Here is a 26,896-nt window from a genome sequence, read left to right on the forward strand (position 1 = left end):
AAATGAACAGAGTACTAGCTGTATTTTTTATGATAATGTTTATGATCGGTACAGATACTTTCTTAATTTCACCACTGTTGCCGACATTGCAACAGGTGTATCATGTTTCAACTGAGTTGTCAGGATGGATGGTGAGTTCGTATGCTTTAGGGTATGCTGGATTTGCGCTTATTGCTGGTCCTATATCAGATGGATTAAACAGAAAAAAAGTGATGGTACTAGGTATGAGTTTTTTTGCAGTAAGTACGTTTTTGTGTGGAATTGCACCGAGTTTTTTATGGATGCTAACATTTAGATTTTTAGCAGGTGTAAGTGCAGCTTTTGTATCTCCACAAGTGTGGGCATCTATTCCGCTCCTTATAGAGAAGAAGCAAATTGTGAAAGCAATTGGGGTTGCAACAGCAGGGTTATCAATCTCTCAAATTTTAGGGCTGCCACTGGGAGCTTATTTAGCAACGATACATTATACAATCCCATTCTATTTCATTGGTATATTATCAGCACTACTTGTCATTCTTATTTATGTTGTATTACCAGAAATCCAGTCGGTTCATATAGGTGGAAATAAAAAAGCGATTTTACAGCGTTATAAACAATTACTTACAGATTCAAAGGTTTCACTTTCTTATTTTGCATACTTTGTTTTTCAAACCGGAAATTTTGCTGCATTTTCATTTTTTGGTGTATGGCTTTCCATTCAATTTGGCTTACAAGTTCATGAAGTAGGTACAGCTATGCTCGTATTAGGGTTAGGAAATTTAACTGGTAATATTTTTGGTCCTAGAATCGTAAATAAAATTGGTTATAACCTTTCTTTCTATGGTGGAATTATATTTACAGCAGTGCTATATGTATTACTTCCACATGTAAAGAACATTGTATTGGTGGAGTTATCGTTCTATGCTTTGTTTTTTTGGACAGGAATTTTGTTTGTATTAATGATGAGGCACTTACAAAACATATCTAGTGCAGCAAGAGGAACAGGAGCCGCGCTTGCAAATGCTTCTATGTATATTGGTCAAATGATTGGTGCGGCAATAGCAGGAATGTTATTTGCAGTATCTCACAATTTTATACTTATAGGTAGTTTTACTGCTTTACTATATATAGGAGCTTTATTTTTGTTTAGAAAAAGTGAAAAACTTACTGAAAGTAGTGAAACAGGAATTGCATCATAAAGCTTGTATAAATATTTCGCAAATCAGAATTAATAAGAGTGTGAATACATGAATGTGCTTTTAATTAAAGTAGTTACTAAAAGTATAGAAATAGTAGAAGAAATGGATTGTAACAAAGTTATGAGGAATCAAAAAATAAAAATCCCTATAAAGATAGGGATTTATATATCGGCATATAGTTCCTTGGAAAAGGATATACTTAGTTTAGCATATCGGACTACTTATATTTGTGAAATAGATGTGAAAGTAATGTGAAAAATGCCGAAGGAAAAAACTATTTAAATAGAGGGCAATTTAGATGGGGATATGGATTTTACATAAATGTTGTGTTATATTTCTACTTATCTGTTAATAATTACATATTTTAATTTTATTGGGGATAAAAGGGAGAGGTTTAAATGCAATGGTATTTGAAAGCTCTAAAGAATTATGGGAATTTTAGTGGTAGAGCTACGCGAAAAGAGTACTGGATTTTTAGTTTATCCAATATCGTAATTTTTTGGCTACTGTTATTTTTATCATCATTTTCAGAGGTGTTAGTTGCTATTATTGCGTTGCTATTTATGTTAGTAATGATTATACCAAGTTTTTCGGTTGGTGCACGACGATTACATGATATTGGGAAAACGGGATGGTGGCAACTATTAAATTTTGTACCGTTTGGTAGCGTTGTTTTACTTGTATTTTTTATCATTGAAAGTGAAGAAAATGACAATCAATACGGACCAAATCCGCATTCAGATTTAAAAGAAGCGATTTAATAAACTTATTTAGTTTGTAGCATTACTAGTTCAATTATTTTATCTATTATTAAAATGGTTTGCGTGGGCTAATATTATTAGGTTGATCTTTAGGTCTAGATGACTTTTGAAACTGTAAAAATGGAAAGCTAAAGGCAGAGAGAATATAGCATGGAAAGAAAAAAATTCTAAATAAAAAGCACTGTTTTAGCTAATGTAGCTAAAACAGTGCTTTTCTCTTTGATTGAACAGTTGCAGCATTTTCATCATGTATACCTGCATCTTTAATAATTCGTTGTTTTGCTTTATTTAATAGATGGTTTACTGCTTCACCAAAATAGTTAGCTTCGCTTTTTGTGCGGGCTTCTCGTAAACATTTATAGTTTTCTAGCAGTTCCTCTTTTTCGGAGTTTGTTAAGAAATCTTCTATTTTCTTTTTTGTCATACGAAACACCCTTTCTCCTGACAAACGACGCAATAGAAAATATTTATTTCTCATTATAACAATAATTTTAAAAGAAAGTATACACTAACGTCGCAATAATTTGTCAATTTCTTGAATCTTCTCATCAGCTTTCCCAATTTGCGTATTTTTAGCCTGTTCGCCACCAAGAGCTTGATGTAGTAAGAAAGTTTGGCCAGAAATAGCAGTTACAATGGATACTTTTATAATTTCTTTTATTGCGGTGACATCGAATAAAACGAGCCCAAGAAGTGCGGCTAGGCTACCAGTAAAAATGTCAGTTAAAAATCCAAAATGAAAAAATGTTTTCAAACGGCGTGGAAGCAATAACTTACCTTGGTTATTGATTAGATGGGAAACGAAGCCGGTAATGCCACCAACGAGAACAGCGGTTAGCCATTGATACATTTCCATCGAATCCACTCCTTTTAGTGAATAAGATTCGATTATTTTATATTGATTCCTTTTAATATTTCATATAAGCATATTGAGAAAGTTTGTTTGGGTATATTTTGTATTCAATTTAATTATAACAGAAAATTTCGAAAGGTTTCAGTCTATTATATGAATCATTTTTACAATAATATGAATGCAGAAAGGGGTGCGTGATATGAATATAGATTATCGAATAAGAAGTGTAGTTGGTTATACAAAAAAATAGGGGAATTAGTAAGCCTGCTTGAGCATACGAGAGCTGTAACATTAAGCGAAGTAAAAAATTTATCAGTTGAGCAATTAGATTTAATTATGCAAAGCAGCGGAAATTCAATTGGCGCCTTATTAAAGCATATAGCAGCTATTGAAAAAGTTCATCAGCTTATTTCATTTCAAGATCGTGACTTTACAAAAGAAGAATTAGAAATCTGGGAAGATGCACTGTATTTAGGGGAAGCAGGTAGAGCGATCCGTGGTCATGAAATACAGTATTATGTACAACTTCTACAAAGTGTTCGAGAAGAATCTCTGAAGTATTTAAGTGAACAAAGTGATGAGTGGCTCGTGTCAGAAAGAAAGTGGCCTAACGGTGTAATATATAACCAGCACTATCTTTGGTATCATGTGCTAGAAGATGAAATTAGTCACCGAGGACAAATTAGAATGCTCAAAAGAAAGTTGTTTGAAAATTATGTTAAATAATGTAGCTTTTTATAGGAGAATTCCATATAATGAGAGTAATTAAAAGAAGAACGGGGTGATGTATTATGGCGAAAATAACTTATATGAATAATAAACCAAATACAAAGGTGGATGGAAAGGGCGAGACTATATAAGTGAGCGCACGATCCTTCCGCTTAGCTTACACTAGGGAGGATATCAATTTGAATCAAAATATTTTAGAATCGTTCGGCTGGGATTCTTTTTTTGAGGAACAAGCTGTTGAGAACTTTGAAGTAGGACGAATTTTACTCGAGCATAAGCATATATATCGAATTATTTGTAATGATGGTGAGTATATGGCAGAACTGTCTGGGAAGTTTCGGCATGAAGCAGTTACGAAAGGCGATTATCCAGCAGTTGGTGATTGGGTGTATATAAAGAAAATAGAAGATGAAAAGAAAGCGATTATTCATCGTATTTTCCAGCGAAGAAGCTCTTTCTCAAGACAAGAGGCTGGAACAAGAACAGAAGAACAGATTATAGCAGCAAATGTAGATTATTTATTTTTAGTGAATGCACTTAATCATGATTTTAATGTTAGAAGGATGGAACGTTATTTATTATTAGCGTATGAAAGTGGCGCTATGCCAGTTATTGTTTTAACAAAGAGTAGTATATGTAATGATGTGGAAGAGAAAATTGTAGAAACGGAAGCTATAGCAATTGGTGTTCCTATTTTCGTTGTTGATAGTTTAGAGCATACAGGTATAGATTCGTTGAAACAATTCGTTTCTTCAGGGAAAACAATTGCTTTAGTTGGATCATCAGGGGTAGGAAAGTCAACTTTGTTAAATGCTCTAATAGGAATTGATGTAGCAAAAACGGGAGATATACGTGAAGAGGATAGTAGGGGGAGGCATACGACAACGCATCGAGAATTATTCCAATTGCCTAGTGGCGCTCTCGTGATTGATACGCCTGGCATGAGGGAATTGCAACTTTGGGAAGGAAGCGAAGCGATTCAAACAGCATTCTCTGATATTGAAGAACTTACGACAACATGTCGTTTCCGTGATTGTAAGCATGAGAATGAACCAGGATGCGCGGTGTATAGTGCAATTGAAAAAGGACTTATTACGATAGATCGTTTGAAAAGCTATAAAAAATTACAAAGAGAACTGGCGTATTTTATGAGGAAACAAGATGCAATCCTTGCCAGAGCAGAGCGTGATAAATGGAAGAAAATTTCTAAACAACATAAAAAAATGTAAAAACCAAAGGGGCCCCTTTGGTTTTTTCTATTTGTAAATTTTATAATAATATTATTCGTATATATAGACAAAGAGAAATTAATTGTTTAAACTTTACAAAGTATTCACCATAATAGGTTATGAAAATAATAATTAAGGAATGGGAAATATTCATAATTAACTCAATTTAACTTTTAAATTTTAAAATTAGGAGGTTCATAATGGGTAAACTATTAAATTTGTTTCGTGATATGAAAGTAGCAAAAAAGCTATTAATTTCATTCTTTGTAATTTTAATTGCAGCCGTTTCTATAATCGGGGGCATGTCTTATCAAACTGCTAAAAAGAATTTTGAATCACAAATTACGAGTAGTGCTAACGATAATATAAAAATATTAGATAATTTAATCAATCAAATGATTGAAGCAAAATTTAACGATGTGAATAACTTTGCACGAGTAATTCAAGGGAATATGTATCAAGGGGATAATCAGGATGAGCTAAGAAAGACATTATCTCAGTATATCAATTTGAATATAGATGTTGAACAAGTGTATGTTGCCGGTAATGATAAGAAATTTGTACAGGAACCAAATATACAAATGGCAGCAGATTATGATCCAACAACACGACCTTGGTATAAAGATGCAGTGGCAAAACAAGGTGGTATTGTTGTTAGCGAGCCATATAAGGCAAAAGGAAATGGACATATTGTCGTAACGATTGCAAAACAAACAGAAGATAAAAATGGGGTTGTTGCGCTAGATTTAAGTTTAGACAATTTATTAAAAACAACAAAGTTAATCAATATTGGTAAAAAAGGATATGCCTTCATTTTAGATGGAAAGCAAAAAATCATTGCTCATCCACAAGAAAAATCAGGGGATAAAGCAGCTGATTCTTGGGCAAAAAAAATTTATGAAGATAATCATGGTGCTTTTACATATTCTTATGGTGGTAGTGAAAAGAATATGGTATTTGCTACAAACGTAAAAACAGGTTGGAAAATTGGTGGGACGATGTACGCAACTGAAGTAATTGAAGCTGCTCAACCTGTATTTTATAATATGTTAATTGTTATGCTTATCTCATTAGTAGTAGGCGGGGCACTTATTTATTTTGTGACACTTTCAATTACGAAGCCTTTAAAGAGATTAGTTGTTACCTCTAAAGAAATAAGCGAAGGGGATTTAACGCAAACAATTGAAATTCATTCTAATGATGAAATCGGCCAACTTGCTAAAGGCTTTAATGAGATGACGAATTCGTTACGGACGTTAATTGGAAGAATTAACGATTCAGCTGGGCATGTTGCAGCGGCATCAGAAGAGCTAACTGCAAGTGTAAGGCAAGCAAGTGAAGCGACTGAGCAAATCACAATCGCAATGGATGAAATATCAAGTGGGGCAACGACGCAAACAACAAGCGTAGAAAATGGCGCTATGTTACTGTTTGATGTAACGGAAGGAATTCAACATGTAGCAAATAGTTCATCATCTATTAATACGGCTTCTGCACATACTCGTGAAAAAGCAGAAGATGGTGGGAAACTAGTAGGAAGAACAGTAAACCAGATGCAGTCTATTGCAGAATCGGTTTCACAATCAGATGCAGTTATACAATTACTAAATAATAAATCAAAACAAATTGGTGATATTTTAGAAGTAATTCAAAATATTGCAGATCAAACAAACCTTCTAGCTCTAAATGCGGCGATTGAAGCCGCAAGAGCCGGTGAGCATGGAAGAGGTTTCGCAATTGTTGCAGATGAAGTGCGTAAATTGGCAGAGCAGTCTAGCGTATCTTCTAGTGAAATTAGTAAATTAATATGTGAAATACAAGATGATATGGGTAAGACAGTCAAATCTATGAATCATGTAAATGAGGAAGTTCAATCTGGACTTGTTATCGCAAATGAAACGAAGCAAAACTTTGCTGAAATCTTACAATCTACAAATGAAATAGCTAATCAAATTAAGACGATGGTTGAAACGGCTAATGGAATGTCAAAAGGGGCAAATGAAGTATCTATTTCGGTAGGACAAATTGCAATGACAGCACAAAATAATGCGACAAGCACACAAAATGTTGCGGCTTCAGCTGAAGAACAGCTAGCTTCGATGGAGGAAATTGGATCTGCAGCAGGCACGTTATCTCAAATGGCTGAAGAGTTGCAAGGACTAATTGACAGATTTAAAGTCTAATAGAGAACAGACTACCTCTAGTAGCATTATGCCAATAGAGGGTAGTCTGTTTTATTGTGTAAAATCAAATGGAGATGTAAACTTCCTTTATGACGTTTAAAATGGTATTTTGCATAATGTTTGTCGAAAAATAGAGGTATTTGTTAGCTTTGTGTATAATTATTAACGTATAGAATACAAATAAAAGGAGAGTATTATGGGAGTGTATTGGGGGACAAAAAGACATTCTTGGCTTAGTTACGTCTCATTTTGGCTAAGTATTTCATTTTTTATTGTTTTTCTAATTGAAGTGTTTATATTAAAAACACTTTCGAATAGCTCGGTGCAAATTGTTAAATATTTTTATTTTATATTTGTACCAGTAAATATTTTTCTTAGTTTAAAGTTACTATTTAAGAAGAATGAAAAGAAAGCGTTACCTATTTTTAGTTTCATTGTCTCATTATTATTTGCAATTTTAATAATTGTATTAGTTTTAGCAGCTATAGGGAAGGTCTTTTGAGGGGAGTGGTATAAGTCACTCTCCTTTTTTATTTGTGGTAGTCTTACTATATGTAAAAGTGTGAATGCTGTGAGCTAATAAAAGCAGAGAGTAGACAATATTTGCATGGATTAAAGTCTGTCGTTATTTAAACTTGTAAGAGTGTATGGAGTAATGAGGGAATATACATAATAATGGAGATAGAATTAGTTATTTTATAAGTATGTATGAAGCAAATGAATACGGTAAGAACGTTGATATATGGTACAATAGCTATGGATAGTGATAGAGATAAAGGGTATATAAAATACTCATCGTTTTTTAGTAAGAGAGGGGTTATCTTATGCTATACGAGGATTTGGAGACATTATTTCAAACAGCTCCGAAAGAAGATAGAGGCGGATGGAAATATATAATCCAAGAACAAAATAATACATTTAAAATTGTTGATGAAATACTGAAAAATCAAATGAGTGTCGAATTATATTTTAATGAATATGATGAGGTGAAAATCACTTTATATAAAGATGGAATTCCCATTACGACTATGCAAAGAATTGCGATTTCAAAAGTTGAATTAGACGAAGATGAAGAAGGTATTCAGTTTGTTTTAGAGCGCATGCCTAGTCGAATGATTCGGTTGCAGTTAAAGCCATATTTAGCATTAGAAATGGGACCGTACTGGGAAGTATGTGATGATTGTGAATGAGCATAAAAAAGCATCCAATAACATGGATGCTTTTTTATGTTTTTTGAAGTTGTTTAAACGCAATGATTGGAAGTATAACAATACTTACCCATCCGATGATAGGATATAGAATGTGAAGTAAGTCACTGTAACCGATGTAACTAAAGCAATAACTAATTAGTAAAATGAAGAAAATAATATTGTGATTTTTCCACCCAGTAATAGATTGCATCTGTTTTGTCATACCGAACACATTACCAACTAAAGTTGTGAAAACTTCACCGAAAATAATGAGAACAAAGAAGAAGTGAAAAGTTGCATTAAATCTTCTTATGACTTCAGCCATTGGGATGTTATATTGATAAAATTGATCGACTGATAAGATTGCTAAATGGCTGCATAATAAAATTAAAGAAAGTCCAGCACCACCTAAAATCCCACCCCAAAAAATGGCTTTTCGATCCTTTACTTCACTGGCTAATGGGACGAGAACACTTTGGGCGAGAGAAAGATTTAAGGCGACATATGTAATAGGGCTAGTAATCCATTTCATATTCCAGCTCTCTGCAGGAATAGTGTTATTAATGGAAGGTGTACCGTGAAAAAAGGTTGTAATAGCAAGTCCGATAATAAAAATCATCATAATAGGTACGACAAGTGTATTTACTTCAAAAACACCTTGTAATCCGCGGCTACTTATAATGAGACAAGCGATAACTGTAATAAGAATACCGAGTTGTCTTGGTAAGCGAAGTTGCTCTTCAAATACTGCACCAGCCCCTGATAACATAACGCTCGTTACGCCGAATAAAACGAGTAATAATAATGTGTTTACAACATTCCCAAATACATCCCCAAATAAATATTTGTTAAATTCTTGCGCTGAAAATGCCCCGATTTGTGATGAAAGTAACATCATCTTTGTGCCAAGCCAAATAAAAAAAAATCCACTTACACATATGCCAATTGTCCCGTATAATCCATTCACTGTGAAAAATTCAACAATTTCTCGTCCAGTAGCAAATCCAGCTCCAACGACAGTTCCGATATAAGTAGCGGCTACTTTCTTTGCTACTTGCCATTGTTGATTGTCCATGTTATCCCTCTTTCTATTATGATGAGCTTGATGTACTATTATGCATATGTATGAGCTTGGACAATTAGACGTATGAAGTGTTTGAAAAAATACATGAATTTAATGATATTAGGGAAGCATTAAAGGTGTTAAAACTTTGTTACATATAAGCCAATTGTTCGAAAGGAAAGGGAATGTATGGTAAAATGTAATTAGGTTATTAAAAGATAAAGATTACAAAATGATAAGAGGAGTGATTGTATGAGTACGAAAACAAATGTTGTTGAAGTATTAAACAAGCAGGTAGCAAACTGGAATGTGTTATATGTTAAACTACATAATTATCACTGGTATGTGACAGGGCCACACTTCTTTACGTTACATGAGAAATTTGAAGAGTTTTATAATGAGGCTGGAACGTATATTGATGAGTTAGCAGAACGTATTTTAGCTTTAGAAGGTAAGCCATTAGCGACAATGAAAGAATATCTCGCAACATCTAGTGTCAGCGAAGGGACAAGCAAAGAATCTGCAGAAGAAATGGTGCAAACATTAGTGAATGATTATTCTGCACTTATTCAAGAATTAAAAGAAGGTATGGAAGTTGCGGGTGAAGCTGGCGATGAAACATCAGCTGACATGCTGTTAGCAATTCATACAACATTAGAACAGCATGTATGGATGCTAAGTGCATTCTTAAAATAACGATAAATATAATAGAAACCCATTGAAAAATTATTTCAATGGGTTTTTTTATGATTTTTCAGTTTTCTTTTATGCTATAATATAGTAAAAAGGAGGCGATGCGATGTTTCGCTTTTTCAGAACTGGAAAAGAAGAGCGGGAAATTACGAAAGATGAATTAGAACAAGCGATGGCTCAGTTTTTAGAAACGAATGCCAATATCGTTTATACAGTATTAGTAAATGAAGATTATACAGTAAATTATGATTTGTTAAAACCGTATTTACCTGCATTTCCAACAAATGATTTTCTCATAACGAAGGAAACGCTTGAGGTATTTGAACATACAGCAGAAAATTTAAGCCTAGTGAAAGAAATTGATGTCGTACAAAAAGCAGTAGACCAATACGTAACAGAAAAAGAAATGTTCCCAATTGTTGAAGGTAGCGAAGATCGCCTCATATGCGGAATGAAGCTAGGACCTTACTTAAATCGTAGCTTAAAAAGAGACTTATATATTTCAGAAAAACATTATTTAGTTTCAAGTAAACCAGATAGAAAAAAACAAAAGAGCGGGTAGATGTAATGAAAACAACAATACATATATTGTTGTCTTTTTTTGTTTGTTAAAATATTGATTTTTCAGTCTATTATTATTTATACTAAATGTATTGGACAGGGAAGAGTAACTATTAAGCATCATTTTGAGAATAAGGTATTGTTAGCGTGGGTTATACAAAGTGGTATAAAGATTCGCAAAAAATATTATAAAAGGTTTCGGGGGAATTGGTACATGAAAAATAGCATGACCTACATTCAATTATTAAATGAAACGTTACGTTGTTATGCAAATAAAGGAAGTTTTGAAGCGTACAATTATATAATGGAAAACGCTACAGGTGTAATAGGGAATGAGGCGCAAATATATAATTTTAAGTATGCACTCGCAAGTGCATCGGGACTTGAAAAAGAAGCATTACATTTAATGAGAGAGGCCATTATAGAAAAGGGATTCTGGTATGGAAATGAGTATTTAATTTCCGACGAAGATTTAAAATCACTACATAAATTTGAAGAATTTCATACAATGGTGCAATTATGTAAAGAAAGAGAAGAATTAGTACATAAAAAGGAAAGACCAGATGTGAAATATATATACAGCAAGAAAGAAGGAAATCTACTACTTACATTACACGGTGACCAAGAAAATATTCAAATAGTAGAGCCATATTGGAAATCAGTTTTGACACAAGATTACACGTTAGCTTTACCACAGTCTTCACAAATTCAGTTTTCAGATGGATTTGTTTGGGATGATATAGAGAGAGGGAAAGAAGAATTAAAAGGGCATTACAATAAGTTTATAGAAAACCATACAGTAGAAAATGTAATCATTGGTGGTTTTTCTGCAGGGGCAAGAGTAGCTTTATATACGATTTTGCAAAAAGATATAGAGGTTGATGGTTTTGTTTTTATGGCACCATGGCTTCCCGAGATTGAAGAATGGGATGAGTTGCTAAGAGTGCTGCAGGATAAACATATAAAAGGATATATAGTATGCGGGGATCAAGATGAAGATTGTTTCGAATCCACGCAGCAATTTGTACAACTATTAAGAGAGAAGAATATAGAACATAAGTATAAAGTTGTGCCTGACTTAGATCATGATTATCCTATTAACTTTGAAGAGCTATTAAAAGAAGCTATTGAATATATAGGAAATAAAAACAATAAGTAGTAAGAAAAAGAGATGCATCATATGTGATGCATCTCTTTTTAGAATTATAAATTAAAAGCATTTGCTAATAAGCGATAAGACTTTAATTTATGTTCAAATTGATGAGTAATCGTGACAATCATAAATTCGTCAGTATTGTATGCTTTGCTTAAGTTTATTATTTTTTCTTTTACAGAAGACGGATCACCAACAATCATACGTTGACGATTTTCTTTTATACGGAATAAATCATAAGCGCTGTATGAATAATTTTGAGCAGTTTCAATAGAAGGTGTACCAGTAGTTCGTTTTCCTTGCTCTAATAATAAGATTGATAAATCTAAACTAGAAGCAATTTTTTCCGCTTCTTCATTTGTTTCTCCGCATATAACAAAAATGGCAACGATTGAATTAGGCTTATCTCCTAAAAATGAAGGCTGATATTGTTCTTGGTAAGCCCTCATAACTTCAGGGCCTCCAAAGCCATTAATAAATTGCGCAAATGCGAAAGAAGCTCCGTTGTTTGCAGCAATTTTAGCGCTCTCTCCGCTAGAACCGAGCATCCACATTTCAGGAGATGTTGGGATAACTGGAGTGGCTTTTAAGTTTGCATAGTGATGGTTTTCTGGTACTTGATCATGTAAGTACATTGCAACGTCTGCAATTTGTTCTGGATATTGATCAAGTGAGACCATTTTCCCTTCTTGAAGTGCGCGAGTTGCTATTGGCATACCACCAGGAGCTCTACCAACACCGAGATCGATGCGGTTCGGATACAGTGCTTCTAGAACACGGAAATTCTCAGCAACTTTATATGGGCTATAATGCGGTAACATAACACCACCTGAACCGACTCTAATACGGTCCGTTTTTGCTGCAATATGAGAAATAAGTATTTCTGGACTTGAACCAGCTAAGCTTACGGAATTATGATGTTCGGATACCCAAAAACGTGTGAATCCGAGTTTTTCAACTTCTTGTGCAAGCGTAACTGTATGTGAAAAAGCTTGGGCTGCTGTGCTACCATCTGAAATAGGTGATTGGTCTAATACACTTAACTTGATCATAGAATATACCTCTCAATCTTAATGTACATCCTATTATATATTTACTTATGAAAAATGCGTAGTGAAATGCTCAAAATGAAAAGCGGATAATCTTATTTCCGCTTTTAACGAGAAAATCCGCGTTCATAATGATTCATTTCGACTAGATTTAAAATATATTCATAGTTGTCAATTTCACGTTTTAGTTGTTCACGTTCTTTTTCAGATAGTGTCATATTGTTAAGTTTTTTACATAAGTTTTGTTTCTTTAATTCTAAATGTTTTTTTGTAGCATGGTAGTCATAAGTATGTTTCATTTTTAACCACTCCTTCTTTGCAGTTGCTATATTATACGAAGTATAAAGAAATGTGAGATCTGTCTCTTATGTACTTTTAGTAAATATTCAAATTGCAATGGTGTTATGTTTATGGGGATGTATGAATAAAATGCATTAAACCACTAACGTCCATTTGATGAAGTAAGGGGTGGAATTGTGCAGAAAGATATAATGTATAACACTGAAATGGATGAAGCGTTAAAAGTTATAGATAAAGGATTGAAGAAGACGATAAGCCCAAAACAAATTATTGTAGTGGGAGCTGGTATGGCTGGGTTAGTTTCAGCTTCTTTATTAAAGGCTGCAGGACATGATGTGAAAATTTTTGAAGCAAATAACCGGGTAGGTGGCCGTATAGAAACGGTTAGAATGGAAGATACCGGATTATATTTAGATGTTGGAGCAATGAGGATTCCATATTCGCATACATTAACGATGACATATATAAGAAAATTTGGGCTACAGGTGAGACCTTTTATTAATAGGAATGAGACGGATATTATATACGTAAATGGACGGAAAACGACGTTAAAACAATATGAAAAAGATCCAAGTATTCTAAGATATCCTGTGGAAATGAATGAAGTTGGAAAAACGTCAGAGGAATTATTATTGTTAGCGGTACAGCCCATTATAAATTTTATAAAAAAGAACCCAGAAAAAAATTGGGACGTTGTAGTAAAGGATTTTGGGAGATATTCCACAGGACAATTTTTGAAGTATCATCCTTATCAGTATAATACTTACTTTTCGCCAGTAACAATTGAGATGATCGGTGTTCTATTAGATCTAGAAGGTTTTTTAGAACGGTCGTTTGTAGAGACTTTACGCTTTCTATACATTATGCAAGAGGAGAGCGGATTTTGTGAAATTGTGGGCGGGAATGATAGATTACCAAAGTCATTTTTACCGCAATTAGAAGAAAATATTATATATAATCAAAAATTAATGAAGTTACATCAACACGATAATGGTGTGACAGCTTTCTATCGGAACGAGGAAACTTTTGAATATAGCAGTATTACAGGAGATTTAGTTATTGTTACCATTCCGTTTTCGACAATGCGTTTTGTAGAAGTAGATCCGTTTGATTCTATATCTCATGAAAAATGGAAAGCAATTCGTGAATTACATTATATGCCTGCGACGAAAATAGGAATTCAATTTAAAAGCCGATTTTGGGAAGAACAAGGACAATTAGGTGGCAGAATTATAACAGATTTGCCAATTCGTTATGCCTATTATCCAAGTTATGGAATTGGTGAGAAAGGACCGGCTATGATGTTAGGTAGCTATACATGGTCTTATGACGCATTGTTATGGGATGGTTTATCGAAAGGTGATCGTATTTATTACGCATTACACAACTTAGCAACAATATTAGGTGGTCAAGTGTATGATGAGTTTATATCTGGAATATCAAAAAGCTGGACATTGGATCCGTATGCGCTTGGAGGATTTGCACTTTTTCAAGCAGGTCAAGAATCTGAGCTGCAACCAGCGATTGTCAAACCAGAGTGGAGAATATTCTTCGCTGGAGATCATACAACGCTATATCACGGATGGATTCAAGGTGCGATTGAATCTGGAATTCGTGTAGCGGCGGAAGTGAATGAGTAAAAGGTTTTTAATTCAGAAAATTCTTTACTATATAACTTGAGATGGATATTATTATATATAAAAGAATTATGGGGAGTGTTTACAGTGAATCCGTTATTATTCGATTTTCCTTCTGAATTTTATACTGACAGGCTTTTTATTCGAATGCCGAAACCAGGAGATGGTAAAGTTGTATATGATGCAATTCAGGCTTCAATACAAGAACTGAAACCTTGGATGGTGTTTGCACAAAAAGAGCAAACAGAGCAAGAAATAGAAGAAAGTATTAGAAAATCACATATTCAATTTTTGCAACGTGAGGATTTAAGATTACTAGTATTTTCGAAAGAAACAGGTGAATTTATTGCTTCAGCCGGATTACATCGTATTAATTGGGATATACCTCAATTTGAAATCGGATATTGGATTGATACAAGGTTTAGCGGAAAAGGCTATATGGTAGAGGCTGCGAAAGGTATAACGGATTACGCTTTTTCTGAATTGAAAGCAAACCGTGTAGAAATTCGTTGTGATTCTTTAAATAAGAAGAGTAGAGCGATACCTGAGAAATTAGGCTTTAAGTTAGAAGGTACGTTAGAAAGTGCGAGTGTTGCGGTAGATGGAAACGGATTAAGGGATATGTGTGTATTTGCCATGACTAGAAATACATATGAAAAAGAAGAGCTGTAAGAAAACAGCTCTTCTTTTTATGCATTATGGTACAGGATGTCCATTAGAGCTTTCGAAAATTGTAAACCATTGTTGACGGTCTAAGTTAACGTTTGTAGCAAGAGCAGCCGTTTTTACGCGATCTAATTTACCTGAGCCAACGATTGGCATCATATTAGCTGGATGAGCAAGTAACCAAGCATACATAACCGTATCGATATTAGAAACACCTAGCTCAGTAGCAACTTTTTGCACAGTTTCGCGTACACGTACAGCACGTTCTGATTGACCAGTAAAGATCTCACCACCAGCAAGAGGTGACCAAATCATTGGATTGATTCGTTTTTCTTGGCATAAGTCAATTGTTCCTTTTTCAAAATGCTCAAGCTGCAATGCAGAAACTTCAATTTGGTTCGTAATAAGTGGAAAATCTAAGTACGAACTTAACATATTAAATTGTGAAGGTAAGAAGTTAGATACACCGAAGTGACGAACTTTTCCTTCTTGTTTTAATTGTGAAAAGGCTTTTGCCACTTCATTTGGATCCATAAAAGGATCGGGACGATGAATAAGTAATACGTCAATATAATCTGTATGTAAATTGTTAAGTGATGCTTCTACACTTTGCATAATATGCTCTGTACTAGTATTGTAGTGAGCAACATATCGTTCTGGAAATTTCGGTGATGGGGGAGCGATTCCACACTTTGTAATAATTTGCATGTTTTCTCGTAAGGAAGGCTTTAATTGTAAAGCTTCGCCAAATAACCCTTCACACGTATATCCGCCGTAAATATCAGCGTGATCAAAAGTAGTAATTCCCATATCCATACAATCTTCAATGAAAGAAAGTAATTCTTGTTTTGTCATATTCCATTCTGCTAAACGCCAAAATCCTTGAATAATACGAGAAAATTCTAGCGTTTCAGCCATTTGAACTCGCTCCATTATAAGTACCCCCTTGATGAATGATTATTATTTTGAAAAGGCTTTCTTACTACATATTATTATATAGTTAATTAGGTGTACAGACAATAAATATGTTTTGCTACAAAAACGATTTTCTCTATATGTTATAATGTAGAAACATATAGCTATAAGGAGATGTACGAAATGATTCCAGTAACAATATTAACTGGTTTTCTTGGATCTGGGAAAACGACATTATTAAATCGTATTTTATCAGAAAATCACGGTAAGAAATTAGCGGTGATTGTAAATGAAATAGGGCAAATTGGCATTGATAATCAGTTGATTATGAATGTGGAAGAAGAAATTATGGAAATGACAAATGGCTGTTTATGCTGTACTGTACGTGAAGATTTACTCGTTGCTTTAAAACAGTTACTGGACGTAAAAGCGGAAGGGAAAATGGATTTTGATGGTTTAGTAATTGAAACGACTGGCCTTGCAAATCCAGGCCCGATTATTCAAACATTCTTTTTAGATCCAGTCATTCAATCTGCTTACCAAATTAACGGTGTTGTAACGGTAGTAGATAGTTATCATATACATAAACATTTTGAAAAAGGATTAGAAGCAAAAGAGCAAATTGCGTTTGCTGATGTCGTTTTAGTAAATAAATTAGATTTAATTGAAGAGAATGAGAAAGAAAATCTCTTGCATGAAATTCAAGGAATTAACCCGACTGCAAAGTTAATTGAGGCGACTAACTGTGAGGTAGATATACCATCTTTATTACAAATCCAAACGTTTAAAACGAAAGATAAGTTGCAAATTTACCCTCATAAAGAACATAACCACTTAGAAGGTGTGAAATCATTTGTATTACGTGAAGAACGTCCGCTGGATTTACAAAAGCTTAATGAGTGGATGTCAGCTGTCGTTCAAGAGCTAGGGGAATATTTATATCGTTACAAAGGAATTTTATCGATAGATGGAGTAGATAAACGTATCGTTTTCCAAGGTGTACATACGTTATTTGCTGCTTCGTACGATAGAGAGTGGCAAGAGGGAGAAGAGCGAGTAAGTGAAGTAGTTTTTATCGGAAGAGATATTAATAAAGAGTGGTTCCAAGAACATTTCGAGGAGTGTGTGAAATAAGTCTGCGTAAATTGCAGGCTTATTTTTTATGAGCACTCTATTAGATTGTAAAACAGAATTAAAAAAGGGAAAGAAACTAAAAATTGATAACTGTATAATAAAAAGCCTGTTTTCACAGGCTTGTATTTTCGTCTATTAGTAACTCCATTACAACACCTACAACTGGACCTTCATCATCAATATCCCCATTTAAGCGGAAACCAAATGATTCATACAGTCCCATTGCAAGTTTGTTGTCTGGATGTAAACTTAAGTAAATTATTTTACATTCAAATTTTTCTTGTAAGAATTGAATGAGTAAGCGAAGGAAACGTTTTGCGTATCCTTTTCCTTGATATTGTTGGTCAATCATAAAGCGATCGAGCCATACACTTTTATGTTTTACTGAATACCATCCATACATTGCGTATCCTACAAGTGTTTCGCCATCATATAAACCTACTGACGTTCCGTTTCCTTCATATAATGATTCTGCTAAAGAAAACGCGTTACTTTCAATAAATTGTTGCTGATCTTTTGCGACGTCTAAAGCAACTACTGAACGCCAATTTTTTGCTGTTACTTCACAAATGTGAAGATTCATAATTCCAACTCACCTTCTAAATTAATATAGCTTTCAAGCTAATATGGATAATTTTACTTGTTATTTTGGTCAAGTCAAGGATAAATACATAAAAAGGCAGCTGAATAACAGATTCAGCTGCCTAGAAAATATAATGGATTAGTTTGTTGCTTCTTTCAATGTATTTACGTTTTCTTCCATTAAAGTGAAGTAATCTTTATTATTTTTTGCATCATCTTCAGAAATAGTAGCTAAGTGATTTAAGCGTAAAACTTTTGTACCAGTTTCTTTTTGAATTACGGATGCTACTTTTGGAGTAGAGAACGTTTCGAATAAAATATATTTTAGATTATGTTCTTTTACTGTTTTTGTAATGTCAGCAAGCTGCTTTTGAGATGGTTCATCAGAAGCTGAAATTCCAGCGATAGGAATTTGTTTTAGGCCGTATCGTTGTTCCCAGTAACCATAGGCAGCATGAGAAACTAAAATTTCTTTCGTTTTTGCGTTCGCTACAGCTGCCTTAAATCCATCGTCTAAATCAGTAAATTTAGTTTGAAGTGCTGCAAAGTTTTTTTCGAATTCTTTTTTATGTTCAGGTTGTAATTCTACAAGTGCATTTTTAATTTTTTCTGCTTGTTTCATTGCTAGAGTAGGATCTAACCAAACATGTGGGTCTTTATCGTGATGATGTTCATCTTCTTTATGGCCATCTCCATGATCATGATGCTCTTCTTCAGTAGAAGCACGAAGCTCAATACCTTTAGATGCATTTACAATTTTAACATTTTCTTTTTGTAATGTTTTTTCCATTTTTTCAGCAAATGGTTCTAATTCAGCGCCGTTATAAACAAATAAATCGGCTTTTGCAACTTGTACTGTTTGTTTTTGACTTGGTTCAAATGTATGTGAATCTGCACCAGGTGGGTAAATTGCTTCAACATTTACATAGTCGCCACCAATTTTCTTTGCGAAATCAGCAAGTGGGAAAATCGTTGTATAAACTGTTAGCTTTCCATCTTTCTTGGCATTACTTTCTTTTTTATTTGAGCAGCCAGCGAAAATTAAGGTAAAAATAAGTAAGAATGAAAATATAGTCAATCTTTTAGGCATGAAGTTCTCCTCTTTTCTTTTTTACGGATATATTTTCCCCAATTATAGAAGAAAAATATCATTTTAATACAAAACGGAATAATTACGTTTTAGTTTGCGAACTTAGTATAATACATCTTTAATAAAGTTGCAATAAATAATAATCATTCCGATTTGTTTTTGTTATAAAGTTGTCAAATATAGGTGTATTATTTTTGCAAATGCATGCATATGTGACAACGTTGTTTTCATATATTGAAAAGGAGGTAAAGAGGGGGATGAGCGCTTGGGTTACTTAATGGAAGCTATTTTATTAATATTAGCGGTAGTATTGCCATTATCTTTCGTATTAATTTTTTTAAGAAGATTAATAAGTAATTTAGGGGACGCTACAACAATAACGAAATTACAAGAGAGAGATGAGAAAAAAGAGTGAGTAAAGCACTATGCGTACGCATAGTGTTTTACTTGTGGTAAAATAAGAGCAGGAAACTCCTAAAGGTTGTATTTTACTGAAGGAGAGAAAAGTAAAATAAGAGGTATATGCATATATGAATAAGCGAACAGCGTTAATACTTGGTGCAAGTGGTTTAGTTGGACAAGAGATAACGCGTCTATTACTTGAATCAGATTACTACGATTCGGTTACTATTTTTGTAAGAGAGCCAATGCAATTGCAACATGAGAAGTTACAGCAGAAACAAGTTGATTTTTCGGTATTAGAGGAATATAAAGAGTTCTTTGCTGTGGATGATGTTTTTAGTTGCTTAGGAACAACAATAAAAAAAGCAAAAACAAAAGCAAATTTTAAAAAAGTAGATTATGAATATACGTTACGAGCTGCGTGTTTAGCTGAAAAACAAGGGGTACAAAATTTCCTTGTCGTGTCCTCAATGGGAGCGAATCCTAAATCATTTTTCTTTTATTCACAAGTGAAAGGAAAAATGGAAGAAGAATTGCAAAAGTTAGTGATCGGTGGTATTCACATTTTTAGACCATCATTATTAGTAGGAAATCGACAAGAATTTCGTTTCGGCGAACGAATGGCTGAAAAATTATCTCGTATTATTCCGTTTATCTTTAAAGGGGCTTTCAAAAAATATAAACCAATTTCAGCTAAAGATGTGGCGAAAGGGATGTATATAACCGCGCTGCGAGAAGAATCGGGTATCCATACTTATAATTCAAATGAAATTACAACGATAGAATAAATAAAACCGAGAAGAATGACTTCTCGGTTTTATTTATTCGTATGAATTTTTCCTGGTGCTCGCTTATATTGGTGAGGTTCTTGCAATTCAAAGCCAAGTTCATTTGCCGCTATTCTCGGGAAGTACGGATTGCGAAGTAACTCACGTCCGATAAAAATTAAATCTGCTTCGTTATTGTTTAAAATTTGCTCTGCTTGTACTCCAGTCGTAATTAATCCAACTGTACCAGTTGCAATGTTAGCATGCTCTTTAATATGTTTAGCATATTGTACTTGATACCCAGGATAAACATCGATGCGCGCAGGGACAACAGCCCCAGAGCTACAATCGATTAAATCTACTCCTTGTTCTTTCATCCATTTTGTATACTCAACATAATCTTGAACTGTTAACCCGTCAGGATGATAATCATTTGCTGAAATACGGACAAATAACGGTCCGTTCCAAACTTCATTTATCGAGTCAATGATTTCGCGTAAGAAACGATAGCGGTTTTCAGGTGAACCACCATATTCATCAGTCCGCTTATTGGAAAGCGGAGAAAGAAATTCATTAATAAGATAACCGTGAGCACCGTGTATTTCAATAACATCAAATCCAGCTTGTTTTGATCGTAATGCGGCTTGCTGAAAAGCTAATACAGTATCTTTAATTTGGTGTTTGCTCATTTCTATTGGAATTTTCATTGTTTCATTAAATGGAATGGCTGAAGGAGCTAACGCATCAGTTTCTAATTCTGCTTTTCTTCCAGCGTGAGCGAGTTGAATGGCAGCTTTTGCACCATTATCGTGTATAAAAGTTGTCGTTTTTTGTAAGCCTTCAATTAAATTGTTATCCCAAATGCCTAAGTCTTTATTTGAAATTCGACCTTCAGGTAACACTGCTGTTGCTTCAATCATAACTAAACCAACTTGACCGGCAGCTCTTGTTCCATAATGAATGAGATGGAAATTCGTTACTTGGCCATCCTCGTTTTCCGACGAATACATGCACATAGGTGACATAACAATCCGGTTTTTTAATGTAACGTCCTTAATTGTATAAGGTGAAAAAAGTTCGGAATTCATCCAATAGCCTCCTAGATTGAATTTTCTTACATTGTATCATTCTCTTTTTTGGTTCTCTAATAAAATGCTTATACGAAAAATTTTGTCTATTCGTGTTACAATAATTAATATGAATTGAATTGGAGGGTGACTTATGTACCGGGCTTATTATGAAAGTGAATTAGGCTTGCTAGAAATTACAGCGAACGATAAAGGAATTATGTCTGTTATATTTGTTGATGAGAGACAAGGAGAACATACAAATGAAATGATAGATCAATGTATAAATGAGCTCGATGAATATTTTAAGGGGAATAGAAAAGAGTTCACAGTCCCGCTGTCTGCCGAGGGAACAGCATTTCAAAAAAATGTATGGGATGCACTTTATACTATTCCGTACGGCGTAAGTGCTTCATATTTAGATATTGCAGAGAAAGTTGGAAATACAAAAGCTGTACGGGCAATAGGAGGGGCAAATAGTCGGAATCCAATTTCAATAATTGTTCCATGTCACCGTGTAATAGGAAAGAGTGGAAAGCTTGTTGGATATGCTGGTGGTTTATGGAGGAAAGAGTGGTTATTAAAACACGAAGGTATTTTGAAATGACGTATGGATGGGAAGAGGGATTGTTTTGAAATGTATAAATTGTGGGCAACCTTGCGAGGAGGAACAGTTAAATTGTGCAAGTTGTCAGCGAAACTTGGATAATGAACAAGAGGAAGGTAGCTCGTTAATAGATAAAGAACTGGAAGTATATGTAGGGAGACAATATCCGTATTACAAAAGGAAATGGGATCTTGAGAATAAGCGGATTGCTAGGTGGAGCTGGAATGGTTGGGCTGCTATTTTCAATATAGGCTGGCTAGGATATCGTAAGTATTATGTACCAGCTGCTTTATTTATGTTGTTATTAGTAGCGTGTGATGCATTTTCGTATTATATGGGATTTAATGTAGCGTTGCCAATCATTAATATGGTGCCTCTTACGTTTTTATTACTCATTTTTATTCTGTTTGGAATGGGGATTTTTGCAAATGGATTATACTATCAATTTGCGGAAAGACGTATATACCGAATAAAAGCAAGAGAAATAAAAGATAAATCAGTTGAAAACTATCTAATCAATGATAGCGGCGGAACGAGCAAAATGGGAGCGACAATTGTTACTATTTTAGCAGTTGCTAGCATATTTTTTAGCCATTTCTTTTTTCCGACTGATCGAGACGTTATTCAAAAGGTTCGTACAAGCTCGCTTTATGAATATCCTTTCTTTTCAATAGGTGAATCTTTCGAAAATTATTTTCAAAATTCAGGTTGGATATATTATCGTGGAACGGAAGGGTTAGAATTAGTAGAATTCCAAGGATATAACACCGGAACGCCAAGACAAAAGGTGAAGATTCAATTTGTTGTCGATTATAAATTAGGTGAAGTGGAACCATACTCACTTATGGTTAATGGTGAATCTAAAACTGAAGAAGAGTTTTTGAAGCTGATGGAAGAAATATTTAAAGTTCAAAATCCATTTGATATAGAGGATGGATTACAAGTAAATGCTATTCAAGAAAGCGGCTGGAAAGAAATTTCCGATCGCTTTTTTCTATGTTTGTTAAAATAAATATTTAAAATAATCAGAATCTTTTGTATAATGAAATATATTATATAGGATTTAACTTATACATATAGATTGGGGGAAGGAAGAATGAAGAGAAAGACAACAACAATTGCTGCACTTGCGTTAACGACGAGTGTATTGGTTGCAGGATGTGGGAATGGTGAGAAGGCTTCGACAACGAAGAAAGAATCAAATAAGGGAATGGCCGATAAACAAGTTTTAAATTTGCTAGAAACAGCTGAAATTCCTTCAATGGATACATCTAAATCAACAGATTCTGTATCTTTCCGTGTATTTGTAAATGCAATGGAAGGTTTATATCGTCTAGATAAAGATAATAAACCAACACCAGGTATGGCAAAAGATGTGAAGATTAGTGAAGATAAAAAGACATATACATTTGAATTACGTGATGCGAAATGGTCAAATGGTGATCCAGTTCGAGCACAAGATTTTGTATATGCATGGCAACGTACATTAGATAAAGCATTAGCGGCAGAATATGCATTCATTTTATTTGATGTGAAAAATGCACAGAAAGTAAATAAAGGTGAATTACCAGCAGATCAATTGGGTGTTAAAGCGAAGGATGATAAAACGTTGGTAGTAGAATTAGAGCAACCAGCACCTTATTTTCTTGAGCTTACGTCGTTCCCTACATTTTTCCCATTAAATGAAAAATATGTGAAAGAGCAAGGAGATAAATACGGATTAGAAGCAGATAAATTAGTATATAATGGACCATTTACAATGAGTCAATGGAAACATGAACAAAATTATCAGTTGAAGAAAAATCCTAATTATTGGGATAAAGATACTGTAAAATTAGACGAAATTAATGTAAGTATTGTGAAGGAAACAAGCACGGGAGTAAATTTATATGATAGTGATCAAGCAGATCGAGTTATTTTAACTTCTGAATTTGTTGATAAATATAAAAAGAATAAGCCAGATGAATTTAAAACGAAGTTAGATCCACGCATATATTTCTTACGTTTTAACCAAAAAAATGCAACATTTAAAAACCAAAAAGTACGTGAAGCGATTGATTTAGCATACGATAAAAAAGGAATTGCTGATGTCATTTTAAATGACGGTTCATTGCCAGCATATTTCTTAGTACCTGAAAAATTCACGACAGGTCCGGATGGAAAAGATTTCCGCTCTGTAAATAAAAACTTCCGTGATAGTAAAGATAATGCAGAGAAAGCAAAAAAATTATGGGAAGAAGCGAAGAAAGAGCTTGGTCAAGATACAATTACGGTTGAATTACTAAACGATGATAACGGTAGCCGTAAAAAAGTGGGCGACTTTATTAAGGAAGAACTAGAGAAAAACTTGCCTGGTATTAAAGTGAATTTGAAACAGCAACCATACAAGCAGAAGCTAGATTTAGAAAAGAAATTCCAATATGAATTCTCATTATCTGCATGGAGTCCTGATTATCCGGATCCAATGACTTATATTGATATGTTTGTTACTGGAAGCTCATTTAATGAAATGGATTATTCTAATCCGAAGTATGATGATTTAGTAGCGAAATCAAAAGGAGAGCTATTAAAAGATGATAAAGCACGCTGGAATGCACTTGCGGAAGCTGAAAAAATCTTAATTGGTCAAGACGCAGCAATTTCTCCTACGTACCAACAAAGTACAGCTTATTTAGAGAAGCCGTTTGTAAAAGGCATTGCTAACCATACGTTTGGCGGGGACTTCAGTTATAAATGGGCATATATTACAAAAAAATAGTATAATAAAAGGTGAGTGAATTTTCGCTCATCTTTTATTTGTATAAGGAGGAATTATAGTTGTTAAGGGGAATCAATCATATTTGTTTTTCGGTATCTAATTTAGAAAACTCTATTATGTTTTATGAAAAAGTATTAGAAGGAGAATTATTAGTTAAAGGAAGAAAATTGGCTTATTTTAACATATGTGGAGTATGGATAGCGCTTAATGAAGAGACGCATATTCCGAGAAATGAGATTCATCAATCTTATACGCACATTGCATTTTCTGTTGAACAAGAAGACTTTAAATGTCTAATACAGCGATTAGAAGAAAATGATGTTCATATTTTACAAGGAAGAGAACGTGATGTAAGAGATTGCGAATCTATATACTTTGTTGATCCTGACGGTCATAAATTTGAGTTTCACTCAGGGACACTGCAAGACCGTTTAAATTATTATAGAGATGAGAAACCTCATATGACATTTTATTAGGGAGGGATAGCATTTGCATGCACTTGTAATTGGTGGAACAGGAATGCTAAAGAAAGTTTCTCTGTGGCTTTGTGAGAAAGGATTTTATGTTTCTATTATCGGGCGAGATGAAGTGAAATTAGAAAATGTTAAGCGAATGAGTTCTGCACCAGAAAATATTACATGCCTTTCGTTAGATTATCATAATGATGAAGATGTAAAGCTAGCTATTAAAAGTACAATTAAGAAAAATGGCCCAATCACATTAGTTGTTGCATGGGTACACACAAGTGCAAAGCATGCACTATCAAATATTTGTAAAGAACTAGATTTGTCGTCTAAAACATATAGTTTATTTCATATTTTAGGTAGTAAAACATCACGTATGCTTGCACAAAAAATAGGGAGTACGCGATGTATTTATCATAGAATTATTTTAGGTTTTATTTTAGAAGATACATATGGAAGATGGCTTACTCATGAAGAGATAGCTGATGGAGTTATAAAAGGGATTGAAAGTAAACGAGCGGAGTGGATTGTAGGGAGAGTTGAACCGTGGGAATTACGACCAACATGGTGAGGGGGAGTAAGAAATGAAAACAACTATATATGTAACAAGGCATGGTGAAACAGAGTGGAATGTAGCGAAGCGAATGCAGGGACGGAAAAATTCTGCTTTAACTGAAAATGGTATAGTTCAGGCTAAACAATTAGGGAATCGAATGAAAGATTTACCAATCCATGCGATCTATAGTAGTCCGAGCGAAAGAACACTTCATATGGCAGAGTTAATAAAGGGGGAACGTGATATACCCATTATAGCGGATGAGCATTTCTATGAAATCAACATGGGTATATGGGAAGGACAAACAATCGCGGATATAGAAAAGCAATTTCCAGAAGAAGTACATCTGTTTTGGAATGAGCCACATCTTTTTCAGTCAACATCAGGCGAAAATTTTGAGGCCGTTTATGAAAGAGTAATTGAAGGGATGCAGCTTCTTTTAGAGAAGCATAAAGGACAAAACATATTGATTGTTTCTCATGCGGCAGCAGCAAAATTACTTGTAGGGCATTTCGCGGGAATTGAAATAGAAAATGTGTGGGATGATCCATTTATGCATAGTGCCAGTTTGAGCATAATAGAATTTGAAGAGGGTATTGGTAAAGTGCAACAATTTGCAGATATAAGTCACTTTCAATAAATATAAAAAAGGCCGCAAAACGGCCTTTTTTTGGTGGTATAAAAACTAGCAGTTACGTTTTTTATACCAGAAGTGATCAAATTTCTTATTTTTGCAAGATGGGAATTTATGTCCGCCTTTGCAATCATTCCATTTGTGTCCGTTATCGTGACAGTCTTTACCATGATCACATGAATCATCGCAAGAGTGACCGTGTCTGTTAGGGAAGAATTCGCATTTTTTACAGAAACTTCGTTTTGTCCAGAAAAATTTCTTTTCAAAGCGTATGCATTTTGTAATGAATGTACAATGTTTTCTGCGAGTACGTTTTGTAACTAATACGCATTCTTTTCTACGCGTTACTTTCGTAACGAACGTCCATTTTTGAACACGTACACGTGTACATTTCGTAACAAATGTCCATTTTTTTACGTGCGTACATTTTGTAACGAACGTACAATGTTTCACGCGAGTACATCTTGTTCTTGGACATTTACCCCCAGTTGTACATTTACATCCAGTTGTACAATGATGATGAGTGAATTTATCATCATCGCATTCAAAAGTACTTGGATCTTGGTGTAAGAAATCCTCCATCCCAGCACTTTTGATTTCTTCGACAGCTTTTCTAATATCACGTTTCATAGAAATCCTCCTTATCATGTATTAAAGTGAAAAGGTATTCTTTTT

General features: G+C 34.1%; 31 protein-coding genes and 2 pseudogenes. 23 read left to right on the forward strand and 10 right to left on the reverse strand.

Going from position 1 to position 26,896, the window contains the following annotated elements:
- The first annotated feature begins 2 nt into the window (after positions 1–2).
- The 3 genes from MR136_RS13245 to MR136_RS13250 all read left to right on the forward strand — a co-directional run bounded on the left by MR136_RS13245 (position 3) and on the right by MR136_RS13250 (position 1,939).
- Positions 3–1,178 carry an MFS transporter gene (locus MR136_RS13245; protein ID WP_242259454.1) on the forward strand — a complete coding sequence of 392 codons (1,176 nt, stop codon included), beginning with the start codon at positions 3–5 and terminating at the stop codon, positions 1,176–1,178.
- 48 nt (positions 1,179–1,226) lie between these two features.
- Complete coding sequence (locus tag MR136_RS28570; RefSeq protein WP_001101738.1) at positions 1,227–1,433, forward strand: hypothetical protein; 207 nt, start codon at positions 1,227–1,229, stop codon at positions 1,431–1,433.
- A 143-nt stretch (positions 1,434–1,576) separates the two neighbouring features.
- On the forward strand, positions 1,577–1,939 hold the full coding sequence (locus MR136_RS13250; RefSeq protein ID WP_001198796.1) for a DUF805 domain-containing protein: 363 nt from the start codon (positions 1,577–1,579) through the stop codon (positions 1,937–1,939).
- Between the two features lie 199 nt (positions 1,940–2,138).
- On the opposite strand, the gene MR136_RS13255 is transcribed toward MR136_RS13250, so the two are convergent.
- Positions 2,139–2,363, reverse strand: coding sequence for a hypothetical protein (locus MR136_RS13255; protein ID WP_000162602.1), 225 nt, complete (start codon positions 2,361–2,363; stop codon positions 2,139–2,141).
- Positions 2,364–2,447: 84 nt separating this feature from the next.
- Positions 2,448–2,795, reverse strand: a complete 348-nt coding sequence (locus MR136_RS13260; protein WP_000426317.1) for a DUF4257 domain-containing protein — start codon at positions 2,793–2,795, stop codon at positions 2,448–2,450.
- Positions 2,796–2,991: 196 nt separating this feature from the next.
- On the opposite strand from MR136_RS13260, the pseudogene MR136_RS13265 reads away from it, so the two are divergent.
- The 6 genes and pseudogenes from MR136_RS13265 to MR136_RS13285 all read left to right on the forward strand — a co-directional run bounded on the left by MR136_RS13265 (position 2,992) and on the right by MR136_RS13285 (position 8,123).
- Positions 2,992–3,518: pseudogene (locus tag MR136_RS13265) on the forward strand (DinB family protein).
- A gap of 182 nt (positions 3,519–3,700) precedes the next feature.
- The gene (rsgA, locus tag MR136_RS13270) at positions 3,701–4,750 is read left to right on the forward strand and encodes a ribosome small subunit-dependent GTPase A (RefSeq protein ID WP_242259455.1); all 1,050 of its coding nucleotides are present in this window, start codon (positions 3,701–3,703) and stop codon (positions 4,748–4,750) included.
- Between the two features lie 302 nt (positions 4,751–5,052).
- A pseudogene (locus MR136_RS28760) lies at positions 5,053–5,991 on the forward strand (HAMP domain-containing protein); the annotation flags it as partial.
- A 123-nt stretch (positions 5,992–6,114) separates the two neighbouring features.
- Complete coding sequence (locus MR136_RS28765) at positions 6,115–6,933, forward strand: methyl-accepting chemotaxis protein (protein WP_406741423.1); 819 nt, start codon at positions 6,115–6,117, stop codon at positions 6,931–6,933.
- Between the two features lie 196 nt (positions 6,934–7,129).
- Positions 7,130–7,435 (forward strand): hypothetical protein, encoded by a 306-nt coding sequence (locus MR136_RS13280; protein WP_000539569.1) that lies wholly within the window; start codon positions 7,130–7,132, stop codon positions 7,433–7,435.
- 322 nt (positions 7,436–7,757) lie between these two features.
- Positions 7,758–8,123, forward strand: a complete 366-nt coding sequence (locus tag MR136_RS13285; RefSeq protein WP_000965068.1) for a DUF3979 family protein — start codon at positions 7,758–7,760, stop codon at positions 8,121–8,123.
- Between the two features lie 34 nt (positions 8,124–8,157).
- On the opposite strand, the gene MR136_RS13290 is transcribed toward MR136_RS13285, so the two are convergent.
- On the reverse strand, positions 8,158–9,198 hold the full coding sequence (locus MR136_RS13290) for a YkvI family membrane protein (RefSeq protein ID WP_000370207.1): 1,041 nt from the start codon (positions 9,196–9,198) through the stop codon (positions 8,158–8,160).
- 240 nt (positions 9,199–9,438) lie between these two features.
- Between MR136_RS13290 and MR136_RS13295 the strand changes: the two genes are divergently transcribed.
- From MR136_RS13295 to MR136_RS13305, 3 genes are all read left to right on the forward strand, one after another.
- On the forward strand, positions 9,439–9,882 hold the full coding sequence (locus MR136_RS13295) for a Dps family protein (RefSeq protein WP_000105199.1): 444 nt from the start codon (positions 9,439–9,441) through the stop codon (positions 9,880–9,882).
- A gap of 103 nt (positions 9,883–9,985) precedes the next feature.
- Positions 9,986–10,441 (forward strand): DUF3939 domain-containing protein, encoded by a 456-nt coding sequence (locus tag MR136_RS13300; protein ID WP_000488210.1) that lies wholly within the window; start codon positions 9,986–9,988, stop codon positions 10,439–10,441.
- Between the two features lie 213 nt (positions 10,442–10,654).
- Positions 10,655–11,599, forward strand: a complete 945-nt coding sequence (locus MR136_RS13305; RefSeq protein WP_063536143.1) for an alpha/beta hydrolase — start codon at positions 10,655–10,657, stop codon at positions 11,597–11,599.
- A gap of 44 nt (positions 11,600–11,643) precedes the next feature.
- On the opposite strand, the gene MR136_RS13310 is transcribed toward MR136_RS13305, so the two are convergent.
- Both MR136_RS13310 and MR136_RS13315 read right to left on the reverse strand, forming a co-directional pair.
- Positions 11,644–12,645, reverse strand: a complete 1,002-nt coding sequence (locus MR136_RS13310) for an LLM class flavin-dependent oxidoreductase (protein ID WP_000594045.1) — start codon at positions 12,643–12,645, stop codon at positions 11,644–11,646.
- A gap of 104 nt (positions 12,646–12,749) precedes the next feature.
- Positions 12,750–12,941 (reverse strand): DUF3896 family protein, encoded by a 192-nt coding sequence (locus MR136_RS13315; RefSeq protein ID WP_000683361.1) that lies wholly within the window; start codon positions 12,939–12,941, stop codon positions 12,750–12,752.
- A 177-nt stretch (positions 12,942–13,118) separates the two neighbouring features.
- Between MR136_RS13315 and MR136_RS13320 the strand changes: the two genes are divergently transcribed.
- Both MR136_RS13320 and MR136_RS13325 read left to right on the forward strand, forming a co-directional pair.
- On the forward strand, positions 13,119–14,582 hold the full coding sequence (locus MR136_RS13320; protein ID WP_242259456.1) for a flavin monoamine oxidase family protein: 1,464 nt from the start codon (positions 13,119–13,121) through the stop codon (positions 14,580–14,582).
- Between the two features lie 84 nt (positions 14,583–14,666).
- Positions 14,667–15,251 (forward strand): GNAT family N-acetyltransferase, encoded by a 585-nt coding sequence (locus tag MR136_RS13325; protein ID WP_016124471.1) that lies wholly within the window; start codon positions 14,667–14,669, stop codon positions 15,249–15,251.
- 24 nt (positions 15,252–15,275) lie between these two features.
- Here the strand turns inward: MR136_RS13325 and MR136_RS13330 are convergent, their stop codons facing one another.
- Positions 15,276–16,178, reverse strand: a complete 903-nt coding sequence (locus MR136_RS13330) for an aldo/keto reductase (protein WP_000442799.1) — start codon at positions 16,176–16,178, stop codon at positions 15,276–15,278.
- Between the two features lie 165 nt (positions 16,179–16,343).
- Between MR136_RS13330 and MR136_RS13335 the strand changes: the two genes are divergently transcribed.
- Positions 16,344–17,294: a CobW family GTP-binding protein gene (locus MR136_RS13335; protein WP_000613421.1), complete on the forward strand. Its 951-nt coding sequence runs from the start codon at positions 16,344–16,346 to the stop codon at positions 17,292–17,294.
- Positions 17,295–17,406: 112 nt separating this feature from the next.
- Here MR136_RS13335 and MR136_RS13340 read toward each other — a convergent pair whose 3' ends face one another.
- Positions 17,407–17,877 (reverse strand): GNAT family N-acetyltransferase, encoded by a 471-nt coding sequence (locus MR136_RS13340; protein WP_001048677.1) that lies wholly within the window; start codon positions 17,875–17,877, stop codon positions 17,407–17,409.
- A gap of 138 nt (positions 17,878–18,015) precedes the next feature.
- The gene (locus MR136_RS13345) at positions 18,016–18,966 is read right to left on the reverse strand and encodes a metal ABC transporter substrate-binding protein (protein ID WP_001126148.1); all 951 of its coding nucleotides are present in this window, start codon (positions 18,964–18,966) and stop codon (positions 18,016–18,018) included.
- Positions 18,967–19,231: 265 nt separating this feature from the next.
- Here MR136_RS13345 and MR136_RS13350 point away from each other — a divergent pair, with 265 nt between their 5' ends.
- Together MR136_RS13350 and MR136_RS13355 are read left to right on the forward strand one after the other, a co-directional pair.
- A complete protein-coding gene (locus MR136_RS13350; RefSeq protein ID WP_000540932.1) occupies positions 19,232–19,381 on the forward strand; it encodes a hypothetical protein in 150 nt (49 codons plus the stop codon).
- A gap of 115 nt (positions 19,382–19,496) precedes the next feature.
- The gene (locus tag MR136_RS13355) at positions 19,497–20,156 is read left to right on the forward strand and encodes an oxidoreductase (protein WP_001042736.1); all 660 of its coding nucleotides are present in this window, start codon (positions 19,497–19,499) and stop codon (positions 20,154–20,156) included.
- A gap of 29 nt (positions 20,157–20,185) precedes the next feature.
- On the opposite strand, the gene namA is transcribed toward MR136_RS13355, so the two are convergent.
- Positions 20,186–21,223 (reverse strand): NADPH dehydrogenase NamA, encoded by a 1,038-nt coding sequence (namA, locus tag MR136_RS13360; RefSeq protein WP_242259457.1) that lies wholly within the window; start codon positions 21,221–21,223, stop codon positions 20,186–20,188.
- Between the two features lie 133 nt (positions 21,224–21,356).
- Here namA and MR136_RS13365 point away from each other — a divergent pair, with 133 nt between their 5' ends.
- The 6 genes from MR136_RS13365 to MR136_RS13390 all read left to right on the forward strand — a co-directional run bounded on the left by MR136_RS13365 (position 21,357) and on the right by MR136_RS13390 (position 26,227).
- A complete protein-coding gene (locus MR136_RS13365; RefSeq protein WP_063536147.1) occupies positions 21,357–21,809 on the forward strand; it encodes a methylated-DNA--[protein]-cysteine S-methyltransferase in 453 nt (150 codons plus the stop codon).
- Positions 21,810–21,816: 7 nt separating this feature from the next.
- A complete protein-coding gene (locus MR136_RS13370) occupies positions 21,817–22,821 on the forward strand; it encodes a DUF2628 domain-containing protein (RefSeq protein ID WP_002023926.1) in 1,005 nt (334 codons plus the stop codon).
- 84 nt (positions 22,822–22,905) lie between these two features.
- Positions 22,906–24,567, forward strand: coding sequence for a peptide ABC transporter substrate-binding protein (locus MR136_RS13375; protein WP_000824278.1), 1,662 nt, complete (start codon positions 22,906–22,908; stop codon positions 24,565–24,567).
- 59 nt (positions 24,568–24,626) lie between these two features.
- A complete protein-coding gene (gene fosB, locus MR136_RS13380; RefSeq protein WP_000943769.1) occupies positions 24,627–25,043 on the forward strand; it encodes a FosBx1 family fosfomycin resistance bacillithiol transferase in 417 nt (138 codons plus the stop codon).
- Between the two features lie 13 nt (positions 25,044–25,056).
- Positions 25,057–25,602 (forward strand): short-chain dehydrogenase, encoded by a 546-nt coding sequence (locus MR136_RS13385; RefSeq protein WP_242259458.1) that lies wholly within the window; start codon positions 25,057–25,059, stop codon positions 25,600–25,602.
- Positions 25,603–25,615: 13 nt separating this feature from the next.
- Positions 25,616–26,227: a phosphoserine phosphatase 1 gene (locus tag MR136_RS13390; RefSeq protein ID WP_242259459.1), complete on the forward strand. Its 612-nt coding sequence runs from the start codon at positions 25,616–25,618 to the stop codon at positions 26,225–26,227.
- A gap of 45 nt (positions 26,228–26,272) precedes the next feature.
- Here MR136_RS13390 and exsB read toward each other — a convergent pair whose 3' ends face one another.
- Positions 26,273–26,851, reverse strand: coding sequence for an exosporium protein ExsB (gene exsB / locus MR136_RS13395; RefSeq protein WP_025687476.1), 579 nt, complete (start codon positions 26,849–26,851; stop codon positions 26,273–26,275).
- Between the last annotated feature and the right edge of the window lie 45 nt (positions 26,852–26,896).

Source organism: Bacillus cereus group sp. BfR-BA-01311 (assembly GCF_022664295.1).
GTDB classification, from domain to species: Bacteria; Bacillota; Bacilli; order Bacillales; family Bacillaceae_G; genus Bacillus_A; species Bacillus_A cereus.